Origin of the sequence: Filimonas effusa (genome assembly GCF_004118675.1) — a bacterium.
Taxonomy (GTDB): domain Bacteria; phylum Bacteroidota; class Bacteroidia; order Chitinophagales; family Chitinophagaceae; genus Filimonas; species Filimonas effusa.
In genome coordinates, this window is the sequence record NZ_SDHZ01000001.1 from 1,532,375 (window position 1) to 1,548,353 (window position 15,979).

Sequence of the window (15,979 nt, forward strand, 5' to 3'; positions counted from 1 at the left end):
AATATAAAATGATGAAATCTTTCAAATACTATCTATTCATAGCAGTACTGGTATCTGGCATTTCTTCCTGCAATAAATGGCTGGATCTGAAACCTGAAGACGGTATTGTGAGTGCCGACTTCTGGAAAACAAAAGAGCAGGTACAATCTGCAGTAATAGGATGTTATGCGTCGCTGTTAGGCTCTCCGGCAGGCGTTTCGGACCGCTCTTTAGCAGAATATCTTTTCCTCTGGGGGGAGCTGAGGGCCGACATGATCAGTCCCGGCCCGGGCATTACCAATGAGGAGCAACAAGTCATCAACGTCAATATTCTCCCCGGCAACAGTATCAACAGCTGGAGCGCTGTTTACCGTACCATCAACTATTGCAATACGATCATAGACCATGCTGCCGAAGTGCAACAGTACGACAATACCTTTACCCAAACTGCATTGAACAATTACATTGCAGAAGCAAAAGGGCTGCGTGGACTTTTATATTTTTACCTGGTACGCAGTTTTGGAGATGTACCACTGGTACTCAAGTCTACCGCAACGGATGAAGATATCAGTCCTATTGCCAAAAGCAGCAAAGACGCGGTTCTTGAACAGATCGTTACCGACCTGAAAGATGCATTGGAGAAAGCCCCGGAAACACATGGCAGCGTTACTTACAATGCAGGCCGGCTTCACAAGTATTCCATTGCTACCATACTCGCCGATGTTTATCTCTGGCGTGAAGAATATGCATTATGTATCAGCACCTGTGATGAAATAATCAAAGCCGGCAAATACCAACTTGTTGAAGGCAACAGTGCCTGGTTTACCACCTTGTATTATAATGGCAATTCGCCGGAGAGTATTTTCGAGTTCCAGTTCGACGCACAGAAACTGAATACCTTCTATCCCCTATTCGCTACCAATTCGAAAAGGTTCCTGGCTTCAGAAAAGGTAATGGAAGATATTTATACGGTAGACTATAATGATGAGACCTTAACTGACTTACGAGGTGCTGCCGCCGCTGTTCGTACCAGCGACAACTCTATCTGGAAATATACCGGTTTTACCTACAATACGCTGCGTGCGCAGGACGCCTCTTATGCGCATTGGTTCGTATACCGCTACAGCGATGTGCTGCTGATGAAAGCAGAAGCCTGCTCACAGTCTGGCAGAGGTGCGGAGGCATTGGAAATAGTACAAACCATCAGAGACCGAAGCCATGCGCTGGTAGCCACGGAGCGCCATCCTGCTGTTACCGATGCACAGGAAATAGCCGCTTATATACTTGAAGAAAGGGCACGTGAATTTGCTTTCGAAGGCAAACGTTGGTATGATGTATTACGTAATGCCCGCAGGAACAACTATGCCAACCTGGGCAACCTGCTGGATATGGTTTCGGGGACTGTACCGGCAGACAGACAACAGTCGGCACTAGGCAAGTACCGCGATTATAACAGCCATTATTTCCCTGTGTATGAGCCTGAGTTACTGAAGAATTCTTTATTAAAACAGAATCCATTTTATGAATAGATACTCTTATACTTATTTCATACTGGTGCTTTTCCTGCTCAGCGCCTGCAAAAAAGAATGGAACAGCCATAACGGCATCACCGATGAAGGTGTAAAAGAAAACCTGTTTGAAAAGATTGGCCGGGACAGCAGCCTCAGTTTATTCCGCGACCTATTAGTGAGATCTGGTTATGATACGATCATCAACACATCGCCTTCCTATACGGTGTGGGCGCCCAGTAATGAAGCGTTACGCAAAATTGATCCTGCTTTACTAGCCAATGACAGTATCGTAAAACAACTAGTTGCCGGGCATATCAGCCTGCTGGCCTATCAAACAACGGAGCCTGCTCCTTCCTTACGCATACAAACACTCGCCGGCAAATATCATTCTTTCACTGCAACCAGCTTTGGAGAAGACCATGCGGTTATTACTGCTGCGAATGAATACGCCCGTAATGGTATTCTACATCATATTAATGGCGTAGTTGTACCACGACGGAATATCTGGGAATATCTACAATATAGTTCTGCAGGACAACGTCAGAAGGTATTTCTGCAATCGCTCAGCTACAACGGAACAGATAGCCTTTCCGGAAAAACTGTCATCAAAAACCGTTTCCTGGAGCAGGTAGCCGGTATACATAATGAAGCCAAGCAATATACTTATTTCGTTTTGCAGGATGCTGTTTACGAGGAAGCTATAACAGCGTTAAAGCCTCATTTCATTACCAGTACTGTTGACAGCACCGACTCATTATCCAACTGGTGGCTGGTGAAGGACCTGGTTGCAGAAGGGTTGTATGAAGAAGACAATTTGCCTGATACTTTACTCTCCGTATCGCAGGTAAAGATACCGGTAGACAAGAACAATATCGTTTCTTCCTATAAAGCCAGTAACGGCATTGTTTATGTGCTTCGCAGGCCTGCTACACCTCTTTCTCTTAAATTCCCGACACTCATTATAGAGGGAGAAAATCCGGCTGGATTCAGCCGTACGGATAAAACAGCAAATATCTTTTATCGTGTTAAGGCAGATCCATCGGGTAAGGTGTTCAGAGATATACAGGTTTATGGGCATGCTACTCCCCTGTTTTATATCCGTTATCAACCGGCGCAGGTACCTGCAGGCACCTATAAAGTTTACTGGCGTGCCGTAGCCGGTAACAGCGATGCCCAAACGGTAAGCTTCGAGCAACGGGTTGCTTTTAGCCAGGCAGATGCTACCGGGTTTAGTTACAAAGCAGTTACACTCAACAACTACGAGGAGGTTTACCTGGGAGAATATACCGTTACACGCTTTGGTTCGTTGCCTGTTTACCTGGTAGCAGCCAACTCCGCCACAGCCGGGGTTAATACCTTATCACTTGACTACCTAAAGCTGGTACCCAGCTTTTAATTGCTATGATCATGAAAATATTAAGAATACTCACACTGCTGCTACTGTTACATTCAACAGGTACGTCATTGCCGGCCCAGGATCTGGCGCTGGTTACCGGCACCGTTTCCGATGCCCATACCGGCAAACCTATTGCCGGTATTACAGTAGCTTATGAAGATGGCGCCAGTACGCTTACAGACGACAAAGGCAGCTTTCAGCTACGGGTTGCCAACTATCTTGTTTCTCTTACTATTTCAGGCAGCGGCTACCAGGTTTTATCCCTGCCTTTAAAAAACCGGAAACAGGTACATGTATCGCTGTATGAAGCGGGATTTACATCATTCTACAGCGAGGTTAGGTTTCCAGACAGAACAAGATCTTTACATCAGTCAGCCAGTAGCCTTGGGACAGTGAATACCGGCGGTGCCTGGCAAGCGGGAACCGAATCGCCCGACAACTATTTGCAGGGCAGGATACCAGGGCTTACTGTTACGCGGCGGTCAGGAACGCCGGGAGCAGGCGCCAACTTATTATTACGTGGTTATACTTCGCTACATGCCAGCAACCAGCCCTTACTTGTAGTTGACGGCGTTATTTATGACAACAGCAGCTATGGGAATTCCATCATTGGTGGACATACAGCGAATCCACTTCAAAATATAGACATAAAAGATATCAGCCAGGTTACTGTTGTAAAAGACGCAGTGAACACTTACGGAACCAAAGCTGCCAACGGCGTTATTTTCATTACAACAGAACATGCCAAAGAACTTGCCACGCGTATAGACTTTGCCGCTTACCAGGGCATGAACCTCACCCCTGCTCAATTACCTGTTATGGGCACCTCCGATTACCGCACTTACCTGGCCGACCTATTCAAAAGCGGCGGCTACACGAGTGAACAACTGGCCAATCTTCCCTATCTCAATGATGATATTGCCAGCAGCACTTATCATACCTATCACAATAATACCAACTGGCAGGACCAGGTATTGCGGCGGGGCAGCATCAACAATTATTACCTGAAAGTTACCGGCGGCGATGATATTGCGCGTTATGCTTTGTTTATGGGTTACGGCCGTAACAGCAGTATTACCGATAATACACAACTCTCTTCTTACCGTACCCGTTTCAATGCCGATCTCAACCTTAGTCCCAAGCTTACAGCGACCGCCAATTTATCTTTTTCCTATAATGAGCAGTCTTTAAAAGACCAGGGATTAAGTTTTAAAACCAACCCGATATATGTATCGCTGGTAAAGGCTCCCCTACTGGCAGTTCATGATATCGATGAAAACGGGGTAAGATCGCCTAACCTGGCAGATACCGATATATTTGGCGTCAGTAATCCCCAAAGTCTTACAGGTACTGCCAAAGCAGCCGATAAGAACTACCGGTTCTTTGGATCGATACAAGCTAATTATCGTTTTAACAGTCGCTGGCAACTGTCTTCCCTTACGGGCCTTATCTATGGCAAGATCCGGGAGAATACATTTCTACCACGTAAAGGCATTGCCGACGATACATTGCATAACGCGGTAGCCGACAGCAGGCTTGGCAGCCGGGTTCAACGTTTATTCAACATTTACAACGATACCCGACTGAACTATTCTGCCAGCTATCATCAGAACTATCGCGTGAATGCGGCTATCGGCTTACGTTATCAACAAACAGAAGCCGAAGAAGACTATACACTTGGTTACAATTCAGCCACCGACAATCTCATCAGTGTAGGTAATGGCGCCAATGCCTTACGGGTAGTAGGCGGCGATATCGGGAGGTCGAGGTGGTTGAATACCTACCTTAGCATAGAACAACAATTGAAGCAACGTTATATTGCTCAATTCACGTTAACTGCAGATGCCTCGTCCCGCTTTGGCCGCGACATTTCCGGCGTACCTGCCGTAGGAGGCAACAAACTGGCTGTATTACCGGCATTGGGCCTCAGCTGGTTGCTTTCTTCAGAGCCTTTTATGGATCATGCGGCATTTATAGACCTATTGAAATTAAGGGGTAGCTATGGCCTTACCGGCAATGATGATATCGGCAATTACGATGCCCGCAAGTATTATGTATCGCAAAATTTGCTGGGGTTACAAGGTTTGGTACGTGGCAACATCGGCAATCCGGGTCTTCAATGGGAACTGGTAAAGAAGTTAAACCTGGGTGTGGATGCAGCGTTATTTCAACAACGTCTTCAATTCAGCGTGGACGTGTATAAAAACAACACGAGTAAATTATTGCTTTACGAACCACTTGCGGCTGCAACAGGATTCAATTTCGTTAAAGCCAACCGGGGCGCCATGCAAACCAGCGGTATAGATATTCGCCTTGGCGGACGTGTTTTAAACGGCCCCCTTACCTGGGATGTCAATTTGCTGGTTTCAACATATCGTAATAAGATCACCAGTCTTTCAGGCAGTTCACCCATTATCACGAGCTATGGCGGGGCTTCCTATATTACGCAGGAAGGCAGTGCGGCCAACCTGTTTTATGGCTGGCGTACAAAAGGCATTTACACTACACATGAGGCAGCTGCTGCCGAGGGGTACAGCGTGATAACTGCCAATGGCAACACAGTGGCGTTTCAGGGCGGCGATATACGTTTCGACGATATCAATGGCGATAAACGTATAGACGAGGCAGACCGAGTTGTCATAGGCAACCCCAACCCTGATTACACAGGTAGTATCGGGTCTTCTTTGAACTATAAACGCTGGAGCCTTGATCTGTTGTTTACGTTCAGCCAAGGTAATGATGTATTCAACTACACACGCGCTGTACTTGAATCGGCCTCGGGTACCAATAACCAATTGTTAAGCGTAGTCAACCGCTGGCGCGCAGATGGCCAGCACACTGATATACCCCGTGTATCGATGGGTGATGCGACAGGAAACGCCCGTTTTTCGGACCGGTGGATAGAAGACGGCTCTTATCTGCGCCTGCGTACTGTTACACTGGCTTACGATATACCTGTTGAAACACGGCTGCTCCGTTATGCGAAAGTTTATCTCAGCGCCTACAACCTACTTACGTTTACCCGTTATCTTGGTTATGATCCCGAATACGCTGCCAACAGCAGCCTTTATAGCATGGGCAGCGACACCGGTCCCGAGCCCTTGTATAAAACTATTCAATTAGGGCTGAGAGTTGGTTTGTAATCATCGTTTACCGCTTAATTCATTATTCATTATGCTAGTTAAAAATATAATTCTTTCGCTGTTGCTGCTTTTGGTGTTCAGCTCCTGCCGTAAAACGCTGGAGGTGTTACCAGAGACCACACTGGACGAATCGCAGGTGTACAGGAATGTTTACGATGCGGATGCAGCAGTAATAGGTATTTACGGGCAACTTTCGGGGCTTGCACGTCAATATGTTGTGCTGAACGAGTTGCGTGGCGATTTGCTTACCGTGACATCGAACGCCGACACATCGTTACAGCAGATAGCCGGACACCGGGTTTCCAGCGGCAACCCTTATGCCGATCCGAGGCCTTTTTATAAGGTTATCCTCAACTGTAACGATGTACTAAAAAACTTCGACATCATGCTGCGGGATAAAAAAATGACGACGTCTGAATATAACAGCCGTTATGCCGACATCGCCACTTTACGTTGCTGGCTATACCTGCAGCTGGGCATTCATTTTGGCGAAATACCCTATGTTACAGATGCCATTGAAAACATCAATGATCTGAAGGACGCCAGCCGTTTCCCCCGTGTATCGTTCCGCCAGTTGTTGACATCCCTGATCGGAACGATGGAGGGATTGCCTACATTGGAAGTATATCCTACCGGCAGCACCCTGCTTACCACGGCGGACAATACCATTACCAACAAATTTTTCGTGAATAAACAATGCCTGCTGGGCGACCTGTACCTATGGCACAATGATTACACGAAAGCAGCCACCGCTTACCGTGCCGTAATGGAAACCAATACAGCAAGCGGCGATTTCGACACCTATAAGATCAGGATAGCGGATGTAGCTTCCAATAACGATCTGGCGGTTGGTTATATCCGTTATCGCGAACAAGACATCAATGCTTTGATCAATAACAACACGCAGGGCTGGAAATCGATGTTTATCCGTTCGCGCGACGACTTATGGAATACAGAATGGTTGTGGGTGCTGCCTTTCAACAGCAACTTTGCCCCGGAAGAACCTTTTGCAGAACTGTTCTCGCCATATGCCGGCTACTTATTGAAACCCTCTGCCCGGGCATTGCATAACTGGAACAGCCAGGTGCAAAACAATGGCTTTCCCTTTGACGCAAGAGGTATATTTAGTGCCGATACTACCAGCGCCGTTCCTGCTGTCAGGAAATATACGTACCATTACAATATTGAACAGCCGCTGGTGAAAAACAGCAGTTGGTTTTTGTATCGTGCAGCGGTAGTTCATCTGCGTTATGCAGAAGCAGCGAACAGGGACGGTCGTGGTAAGATAGCCTGGGCATTGCTGAATACCGGCATAGGCAGTACTTATGATGATGCGTCTCAGACTGATAAAACCAACCTGATGCAAACCTTCGACAGCCCTCCATATGATTTTGATGCCCGCAATGGCACCGCTCCTTATTTCCGGGGTCCCTGGCACCGTAATGGTGGTATCCGGGGCCGTGCTTACCTGCAGCCGCTCAGCATTTCGTTACAGCAAAACACAACAGCACTGGAAGATGCACTGGTAAATGAAAGCGCGCTTGAACTAGCGTTTGAAGGGCATCGCTGGCCGGATCTGTTGCGTATTGCGCTGCGGAGAAATGACGCAGGTTACCTGGCTGCCCAAACCGGTGATAGCCGATTGCTCGATCCATCGAACTGGTACCTGCCTTTTAACTGGAATCCCTAATTCAATATCGTTTCATGAAAAGCCTACCATATATCTGCGTTTTATTATTGTTATGCTCATTTCTTCCTTACCAGTTACTATCGCAACGCCAGATGGAAAAACTGGACAGGGGTATTGTAGCTGTGAGAACCGGAGAACACACCGCTTTTGTAAGCTGGCGTTTACTTGGGACTGAGTCGCCGGATATTGGCTTCGATATTTATAAGCAACCGGGGAAAGGCAGGATTGTGCAGTTAAACAAAAGTCCCCTGAAAGGCCCGACACATTTTATCGACAGCCTGGTGGATTTTAAATACAACAACACGTATATCGTAAAGCCAGTATTACCGAAGAACCAGCTGGCGACAGCAGTGGCCGGGCAATATGTATTACCGGCCGGAACACCTATACGTCAATACCTGTCCATTCCTTTACAGCAACCGGCGGGAGGCGTAAGTGCGGACGGGCAATCTTATAGTTATAGTGCCAATGACGCCAGTGCAGCAGATCTCGATGGTGATGGCATTTATGAAATCATACTCAAATGGGAGCCTTCGAACGCCAAGAATCCACCACAAACAGGCTTCACGGGCAACCAGCTCATCGATGCCTACAAACTTGACGGAACACACTTATGGCGTATAGATCTTGGGCGAAATATCCGTTCAGGAGCCGCCTACACGCAGTTCCTGGTGTATGATTTCGACGGCGATGGAAAAGCAGAGCTGGTGTGCAAAACAGCGGACGGCACTATTGACGGCAGCGGTAAAGTAATTGGGGATAGTACCAAAGACTGGCGCACCTATACAAAGGGAGCTACCTATGGTAAAATCGTTGATGGCCCAGAATATCTTACCGTATTCGATGGCATTACGGGCGCTGCTATGGTTACTTCCGATTTCATTCCCAACCGCTATCCTTTGGACGGCTGGGGTGGTATTGGCGGTAACGGGCGAAATGATAACAGTGGTGGCCGTTCGGACCGTTTCACTGCGGGTGTCGCTTATCTTGATGGTATTCACCCCAGCATTGTATATGTACGGGGCTGGTATGGCCGTTCTGTTGTAGCTGCCTGGGATTGGCGAAATGGTGCCTTAACCAGCCGCTGGGTATTTGATACGAAGGATGGCAAGAATCCTTATTCCGGCATGGCCAATCATAGTGTAACAGTAGGTGATGTAGACCATGACGGTAAAGATGAAATATGCGTAGGCGCCATGACCGTTGATGACAATGGTCAAGGGCTTTATACCACAGGTTTGCGTCATGGCGATGCGTTGCATCTTAGCGTGATGCACCCGGACAGTACTGCTTTGCAGGTATATGGCATACATGAAAACGAAGACAGTGCTACCGATGCTACCGGCAGGCCCGGCGTGGCCCTGTTCAATGCCGCCAACGGACAAATATTATGGCGTCTTTTCCCCGGTGAAGACGTTGGCCGCGGCGTTGCTGCGGACATAGATCCCAGGCATCCGGGTTTCGAGAACTGGGGCGGCCCTGGTGGCTTACGTGATTTCTACGGCAAAGAGATTTCGCCCGTAGCCCCCTCCTCTACCAATTTCGTAGTGTGGTGGGATGGCGATCTTACGCGGGAGTTGCTCGATAAGAACCGTATCGATAAATGGGACTGGACACAAAACAAAACCATTAACCTGTTTACAGCGGAGGGTTGTGTTTCCAACAACGGCACGAAAGCCACTCCGGCTCTCAGTGCCGATTTATTCGGCGACTGGCGTGAAGAAGTGATATGGCGCACGGCAGATAATAAAGAGTTACGTATTTATACCACTACTATACCGACCTCTCATCGTCTTACTACATTAATGCATGATCCACAATATCGCGTGGCCATAGCCTGGCAGAATGTTGGCTATAACCAGCCTCCTCATCCGGGCTTTTACCTGGGTGCAGGTATGCGGTCAACGCCTTCCGGGCAAGAGATTGGTTTAGCCTCTTCGCGTGGTAGCGAAAACCGCCTTTCAAAAGATGCAAATGAAAAAGGGAAGTTGCTCTATGCGTCCCATTTCTCCGATCCATCTTCTTTACAGCAATGGCATACAGAGATGGAAGCGCTTCCGGCTTCAAAAGTAGCGATACAAAACGGGCAATTGGTATTAGACACAAAAGGAGGCGTTACCGTGTGGCTTGCTAAAAAATTAAAAGGAAATCTTCGCATTGAATATAGCAGAAAGGTGGTTCTTGGAGATGGCGTCAATGACCGGGTATCCGATCTCAACCAGTTCTGGATGGCCAGCGATCCCAGGCAGACCAACCTGTTCACGCGGTCAGGCGCATTCAGTTCTTACGATTCGCTTCAACTGTATTATGTTGGCATGGGCGGCAACACCAACAGCACTACCCGTTTCCGTAAGTACGTGGGAGACGGCAGCAAACCACTCGTTGCCGAGTATACCGACAGCGCTCATTTGCTGGTGCCGAATAAAGAGTACCAGGTTACCATTATCGTTAAAAACGGCACCACCAGTTATTGGGTAAATGGCGAACGTTATTTTCATTATACCGATCCTGCTCCACTCAAAGAAGGTTACTTTGGATTCAGATCTACCTTTTCAAGACAGGAAATCAGCGATATCAAGATTTATCAACTTCCATAATAAAGTTACGCGGTCGTTAGCCCCAGACGCCAAGGAGTCAACTATCATTCAACAAACTGAGATAGATACTCCTTGATTTGATCAGATACGATCTTTACTTCATCAGCAATTTCGTTAAACATATTGTCAACTTCGCCGGGATGGAAGACGGGCAAGTGTGAGAACTTATTTGCCATTTCGGCAAGCTGTACCATGCCTGCGGTAGCGGCGGTTCCATACATTTTATGGCCCATGGCATTCACCCCCTGCAAGTTTTGTTCGTTTACCTGCTTTTCGAGCAGGAGTAGCGTTTTATTGAGTTCACTTGTCGTCAGCACCAAAAGCTCATTAATGATACCATCTTCATCGCCCAGGTATTTTTTGACAATATTGACATCGAAGTGCTGATTGCTTTCTGCAACGGGCTCCTGTGTAGCTGCTGAAGTTTTACTATCGTGTAACCAGGTGGCAAACAAAGCGCGGATGGATTCTTCGACAAAAGGTTTTGCCAGGAAATCGTCCATACCTGCTGCGAGGCATTTTTCGCGTTCTCCTTTTACATTGCCTGCGGTAAGGGCAACAATGGGAACATGTTTACTGGTTTCAAGTCCCCTGATAGCGCGCGTGGCTTCGTAACCGTTCATTTCCGGCATCTGTACGTCCATGAGAATGATGTCCGGCAATTGCTGTCTAAATTTTTCTACTGCCATTATTCCATTTGCTGCTTCCACAATGATCGCATTGGGGGTAATTCTTTTAATGACAGTGCGTGCAAGCAGCATATTCACATCATTATCTTCAGCGACCAATACCGTAAATACAGACTTATCTGAATCGGTTTGCAGAATAGCATCCTGTTGCTTTTTCTTTTCGGTGCGCAAAGCCCTGGAAAGCGTTTGATACATTTCCTGCATCTTGATGGGCTTGACCAGGCGGCAGTCGACGTTCAGTTCTTCGCATGCCCGCAGCATGGTTTCATCATCGGAAGAGCTGTGCAGGACTATTACTATCGATTTGTTGTTGATGAGGTTACTCATCCTGATCTTACGGATTGTTTCGAGGCCATCCATATGGGGCATGTGGTAGTCCATCATTACAACATCGTATTGGTGTTCTGCAGCGGAAAGGATCTCCAATGCCTCAAAGCCATTTTTAGCCTCATCTGAAGCGATATTTCTGAACATCAGCATTTGCTTCAGGATCTCCCTGTTATGCCTGTTATCGTCGACAATAAGCACCCTTTTGATCTGTTCGGTGTTGGCAAACGGTAACCGCTCGCCCTGTTGGGTTCTCAGGTTCAGATCGAAATAAAAAGTACTTCCTACGCCTGGTGTGCTACGTACGTGGAGCTTGCTGCCCATAAGTCCGAGCAGACTGTTGGAGATTGTTAATCCCAGGCCTGTGCCTCCGTATTTTTTTGTAGTAGAAGTATCTTCCTGTGCAAAGGATTCAAAGATCTTTTGCTGGCGGTCGGGTTTTATACCAATACCTGTATCACGGACTTCGAACCGGAAAGTCACCTGTTCCCTGGTAATATCGGTCACTGCCTCTATTTTGAGTTCTATTTCTCCCTGTTCGGTAAATTTGACAGCATTGCCCAGGAGGTTTACCAGCACCTGCTTCAGGCGTACGGCATCGGCCCAGATAAACCTTGGGAGATCGGTACTGATATTAAGCAAAATTTCCAGGCCTTTTTTCTGGGCCTGGTATGTAATAATATCGGAAGCCTGGCATCCCAATTCGAACAAGTCGGTCTTATCTATATCCAGTTCCAGTTTACCTGCTTCTATTTTAGAGAAGTCGAGGATATCGTTAATGGTACTCAGGAGAGCATTCGCCGACTGGTTTACGACCGACAGGTATTGCAGTTGAATTTCCGTAAGTTTTGTTTTCAGGAGAATATCGGTGAAACCAATTACACCATTCAGCGGCGTACGAATTTCGTGGCTCATGTTAGCCAGGAATTCGGATTTTGCGATGTTCGCCTGTTCTGCCTGTTGCTTGGCGTTTTGCAGCTCCTGCCTTTGTTTATAACTATCCGTTATATCCTGGAAGGTGCCATAAAGCCTTTTTACCTGGCCATCTTCTATTTCTGCATTACCTAAAGTTCTTATCCATCGTTCGTTTCCTTTTGCCGTTACTATTTCCAATTCCAAATCCCAGGGAGTACCGTCTTTTATAGCACGGTTCAGTGCTTCTATGATAACAGCCCTGCTTTCCTCTTTATAGAATTGCAGGCCTTTGTCTAACTGCGGTTCAAAGTCGGGCTCCACTTCGTGTAGTTGCCGGGTTACTTTAGACCAATGAATCTTTTTCTTTAGCAGATCGAACTCCCACCCTCCCACGCTGGCCACTTCATTTGTCTGCTGCAGCATTTCCGAGGTACGTTTGAGGCTATTTTCGAGGTGGTATTGTTCGGTGATGTCTATAGAATTTCCGATCACATAAACAGATCCATCGATAGCTGTATCGAGTGTATTGTTATACATCCATACCCTATGTTCGCCATTTCTTTTAAGGGTGGTCATAAGGCCTTTGGCGACTCCGTCCTTTACTATTTTTTCAAGATATTCAGAAACAAAAGCATGTCTTTCTTCCGGCACGATATCAAATAAACTTTTGCCTTCGAGTTCTTCAACAGTGTACCCTAGCAAGCCTGCTCCTGCGACATTTACTGATAAGAAATTGCCCTGCAGGTCGTGCGTACACATGAGTCCGATCGAATGTTCAAAAAAAGAGCGCAGCCTGTTTTCACTGGCTTGCAGCAGTTTTTCTTTCCTGATCATCTCGGAGACATCCCTGGCTATCGCGAATATTTCGCCTGTGGCAGGATGGGGAGTAGTTACCCATTGAAGCGTTTTGTACCGCCCATCCGTTGTTTTAACACGGTTGCTAAAGTTTATGGTAGCCTTACCTAAAGCCAGGTTAGCCAATTCCTCTTTAGCAGGTTCGATATCATCGGGATGGGTAATTTCAAAGAAAGATGTATGAAGAAGAAAGTCACGGTCCCAGCCCAACACATTTGTAAAAGCAGGATTTACTTTTTTAAAATAGCCATCTAATCCCGCTACGCAGATAAGGTCGTTGGATACCTGGAAGAGCTGCTCGAAATGCCTGGCTTCTTCCTTTCTCCTGTTTTCCTGTATAAGACTGGTGACTTGTTCTGCCAGCAATTTGAGTGCTGTTTGCTGGTCTTCATTTATAGTACGTGGAACAAAGTCGAGCACACACAGGGAGCCCAATGCGAAGCCATTTGTATCGATCAACGGGTAGCCGGCATAGAACCTGATATGCGGTTCACCTGTAACAAAAATATTTTCGCGAAAACGTTCATCAAGCAAGGCATCTTCAATGAGCAGGATCTCCCGCTTCATGATAGTGTACTGACAAAAAGAAACTTCCCGTTCTGTTTCATTGATCTCCGATTCGAAGCCTATAACAGATTTAAACCATTGTTTATTTTTATCGAGCAGTGAGATGAGTGCAATGGGGGCCTGGCAAATGATGGAGGCAATTTGAGTGAGCCTGTCGAATTCGGCATCTTTCAGGCTGTTAAGGTGATAATTCCTTAAAGCCTGCACGCGAGCGTCGTCATCAGGGGGTATGGGCAATCGGTTCATAGTTACAAGTTAAATATTTTACCGGCTTTTTGTGCAGCGTCAGACCTTAAAAAAACATAAAATAAAAAGCCGCCATAGGGGAAATATGGCGGCTTTATTTATTATGTAAATGCTTAACGTTTTCCGCGTGTAATCAGGTATAACAGCAAAGCAACAAAACCCAACACCAGAAAAATGCCCCACCACATACCTGCTTTAAAGATGCCCGATACTACAGAGCAACTGCTTAATAAAAAGGAAAATAAGATAAGGCTTAGTGCGTATTCTTTTTTTATCATATGATTAGTTTTCAAATAAGTAATGAAAAATATATGCCAGTTATATCCGCTTGTTATACCTGTATCTATGTAGAAGCAATTCCCCGATTCATAAGGCGAAGCAGCTTCATCAGGGTCATTTCTTCGGAACTGAGGCCGGTTTTACTGGCGCCTGCGGGCGCATTAAGCTGTTCGCGATACTTCGGCAACTGCTTCTCTTCATACAATCTTATCAGTCCGGGATGGACATAGTATTTTTTACATACGGCTCTTGTATTGCCCAGCCTGGCGCTTACCTGGTCGAGCACAGCAACTATATTTTTTCTACATAAGGTAGCTGTACCGGCAGCCTCCAATGCACAGAAAGCCTGCAGCGCCTGAACCGATCCTGCCCAGGTACGGAAGTCTTTAGCCGTGAATTCATCGCCTGTTATTTCTTTAATATACCTGTTTACCATACCTGAATCCAGGGATCGGTGCATGCCCTGATCGTCGTAATATTGGAACAGTTCTTTACCTGGTATATCCCTGCATTGTTTTACCAGTTTCGCCAGTTTCCTGTGATGCAGTTTAATATCGTGAACAACGCCTTTTTTTCCTTTAAAAGAAAATCTAAGGTTATCGCCGCTGACGGCAACGTGTTTATCCTTAAGTGTAGTAAGGCCATAAGAGCCATTCAGTTTCTCGTACTCATTACTTCCTATTCTTATAAGCGTATGTTCCATCAGGCTTATTACCAGGGCTATTACCTTATTTTCAGGAAGTCCGGGTAGCTGCAGGTCGCGCCGGACCTGCTTTCTGAGCAAGGGTAGTTTTTTTCCGAATTCATAGAGATGGTGAAACTTTGTTTCGGAACGGATCACCTGCCACCGGGTATGGTAGCGGTATTGTTTGCGTTTCCTGACATCAAAGCCAGTGGCCTGTATATGGCCATTAGGAAGGGGGCAGATCCATACATTTTCCCAGGCTGGCGGTATCACCAGTTTTTTTATACGTTCTATCTGTGATTTGTCCTTTAAAGTGCGGTTATGGTATTTATAGGAAAAACCTTTTCCGGCTTTGATGCGTGAAATACCCGGCTGAGCATCGTTCACATAAACCAGCTTCACCAGGGAGGCTGCATCTTCATAATTCTGATGTACATGTAAAAGGTCGGTATGTGTTAACCTGATAGCAGGATCGGCCATAATTGGTGCTTTTAAAAAGCTGCTTAAAATTTGATGCCAGTATCTTATTTTGCGTTATGCAATATAGATTCAACATCCTAACCTTCTTGTTATTAAGCGTTCTTGCAATGGCGTCCTGCAGCCGTAAAACGGCACCTGCGGGTAGCGAAACCGGTTCCGGTAAATTCAGGCGGGAAAAGGGGAAAGCATCTTATTACGCGGATAAATTCGATGGCCGTAAGACCGCCAGCGGGGAGATCTTTCGCCAGAATAAGCTGACCGCGGCTCACCGTACGCTGCCATTTGGCACTATGGTAACGGTAAAGAACCTGGCCAACGGCAAAACAGTTACAGTACGCGTGAATGACCGGGGGCCGTTTGTAAGCGGGCGTATCATAGACCTCAGCCGGGCGGCGGCTAATGCCATTGATATCGTAAAACAGGGCGTTGCATCGGTAGAAATAAGCTATCGTTAACCAAACAACCACGTATATTACCGCTTATCATGCAGGCATGAAAATATTTCCGGAGGTAATATTCATTACCCGTTTTTTTTCGCAATTTTATGGCCTACCCGTTTTGTAATCCAGTACCATTCAGCATATAACTCCCAAATGAAATAGCAGTAGGATCACAGCATT

At 46.6% G+C, this 15,979-nt stretch carries 9 protein-coding genes; 6 read left to right on the top strand and 3 right to left on the bottom strand.

All coding sequences use genetic code 11. The annotated features are described in order from the left end of the window. Positions 1-8: 8 nt before the first annotated feature. The 5 genes from ESB13_RS05625 to ESB13_RS05645 are packed head-to-tail and all read left to right on the top strand — an operon-like array spanning position 9 to position 10,316. Positions 9-1,508, top strand: a complete 1,500-nt coding sequence (locus ESB13_RS05625; protein WP_129002036.1) for a RagB/SusD family nutrient uptake outer membrane protein — start codon at positions 9-11, stop codon at positions 1,506-1,508. Then, positions 1,501-2,886, top strand: coding sequence for a fasciclin domain-containing protein (locus ESB13_RS05630; protein WP_129002037.1), 1,386 nt, complete (start codon positions 1,501-1,503; stop codon positions 2,884-2,886). The genes ESB13_RS05625 and ESB13_RS05630 overlap by 8 nt, the downstream gene beginning before the upstream one ends. Positions 2,887-2,897: 11 nt before the next feature. After that, a complete protein-coding gene (locus ESB13_RS05635) occupies positions 2,898-6,029 on the top strand; it encodes a SusC/RagA family TonB-linked outer membrane protein (protein ID WP_164974103.1) in 3,132 nt (1,043 codons plus the stop codon). Positions 6,030-6,060: 31 nt separating this feature from the next. Beyond that, positions 6,061-7,719: a RagB/SusD family nutrient uptake outer membrane protein gene (locus ESB13_RS05640; protein ID WP_129002039.1), complete on the top strand. Its 1,659-nt coding sequence runs from the start codon at positions 6,061-6,063 to the stop codon at positions 7,717-7,719. A gap of 14 nt (positions 7,720-7,733) precedes the next feature. Then, a complete protein-coding gene (locus ESB13_RS05645; RefSeq protein ID WP_164974104.1) occupies positions 7,734-10,316 on the top strand; it encodes a rhamnogalacturonan lyase family protein in 2,583 nt (860 codons plus the stop codon). Between the two features lie 44 nt (positions 10,317-10,360). Here ESB13_RS05645 and ESB13_RS05650 read toward each other — a convergent pair whose 3' ends face one another. The 3 genes from ESB13_RS05650 to ESB13_RS05655 form a co-directional block, all read right to left on the bottom strand. Further along, positions 10,361-13,915 (bottom strand): response regulator, encoded by a 3,555-nt coding sequence (locus ESB13_RS05650; protein ID WP_129002040.1) that lies wholly within the window; start codon positions 13,913-13,915, stop codon positions 10,361-10,363. Positions 13,916-14,028: 113 nt separating this feature from the next. Continuing rightward, positions 14,029-14,193, bottom strand: coding sequence for a hypothetical protein (locus tag ESB13_RS23730; RefSeq protein ID WP_164974105.1), 165 nt, complete (start codon positions 14,191-14,193; stop codon positions 14,029-14,031). 65 nt (positions 14,194-14,258) lie between these two features. After that, positions 14,259-15,359 (bottom strand): DNA topoisomerase IB, encoded by a 1,101-nt coding sequence (locus ESB13_RS05655; RefSeq protein WP_129002041.1) that lies wholly within the window; start codon positions 15,357-15,359, stop codon positions 14,259-14,261. Between the two features lie 107 nt (positions 15,360-15,466). On the opposite strand from ESB13_RS05655, the gene ESB13_RS24175 reads away from it, so the two are divergent. Next, positions 15,467-15,814 (top strand): septal ring lytic transglycosylase RlpA family protein, encoded by a 348-nt coding sequence (locus ESB13_RS24175; protein ID WP_281275036.1) that lies wholly within the window; start codon positions 15,467-15,469, stop codon positions 15,812-15,814. The last annotated feature ends 165 nt before the right edge of the window (positions 15,815-15,979 follow it).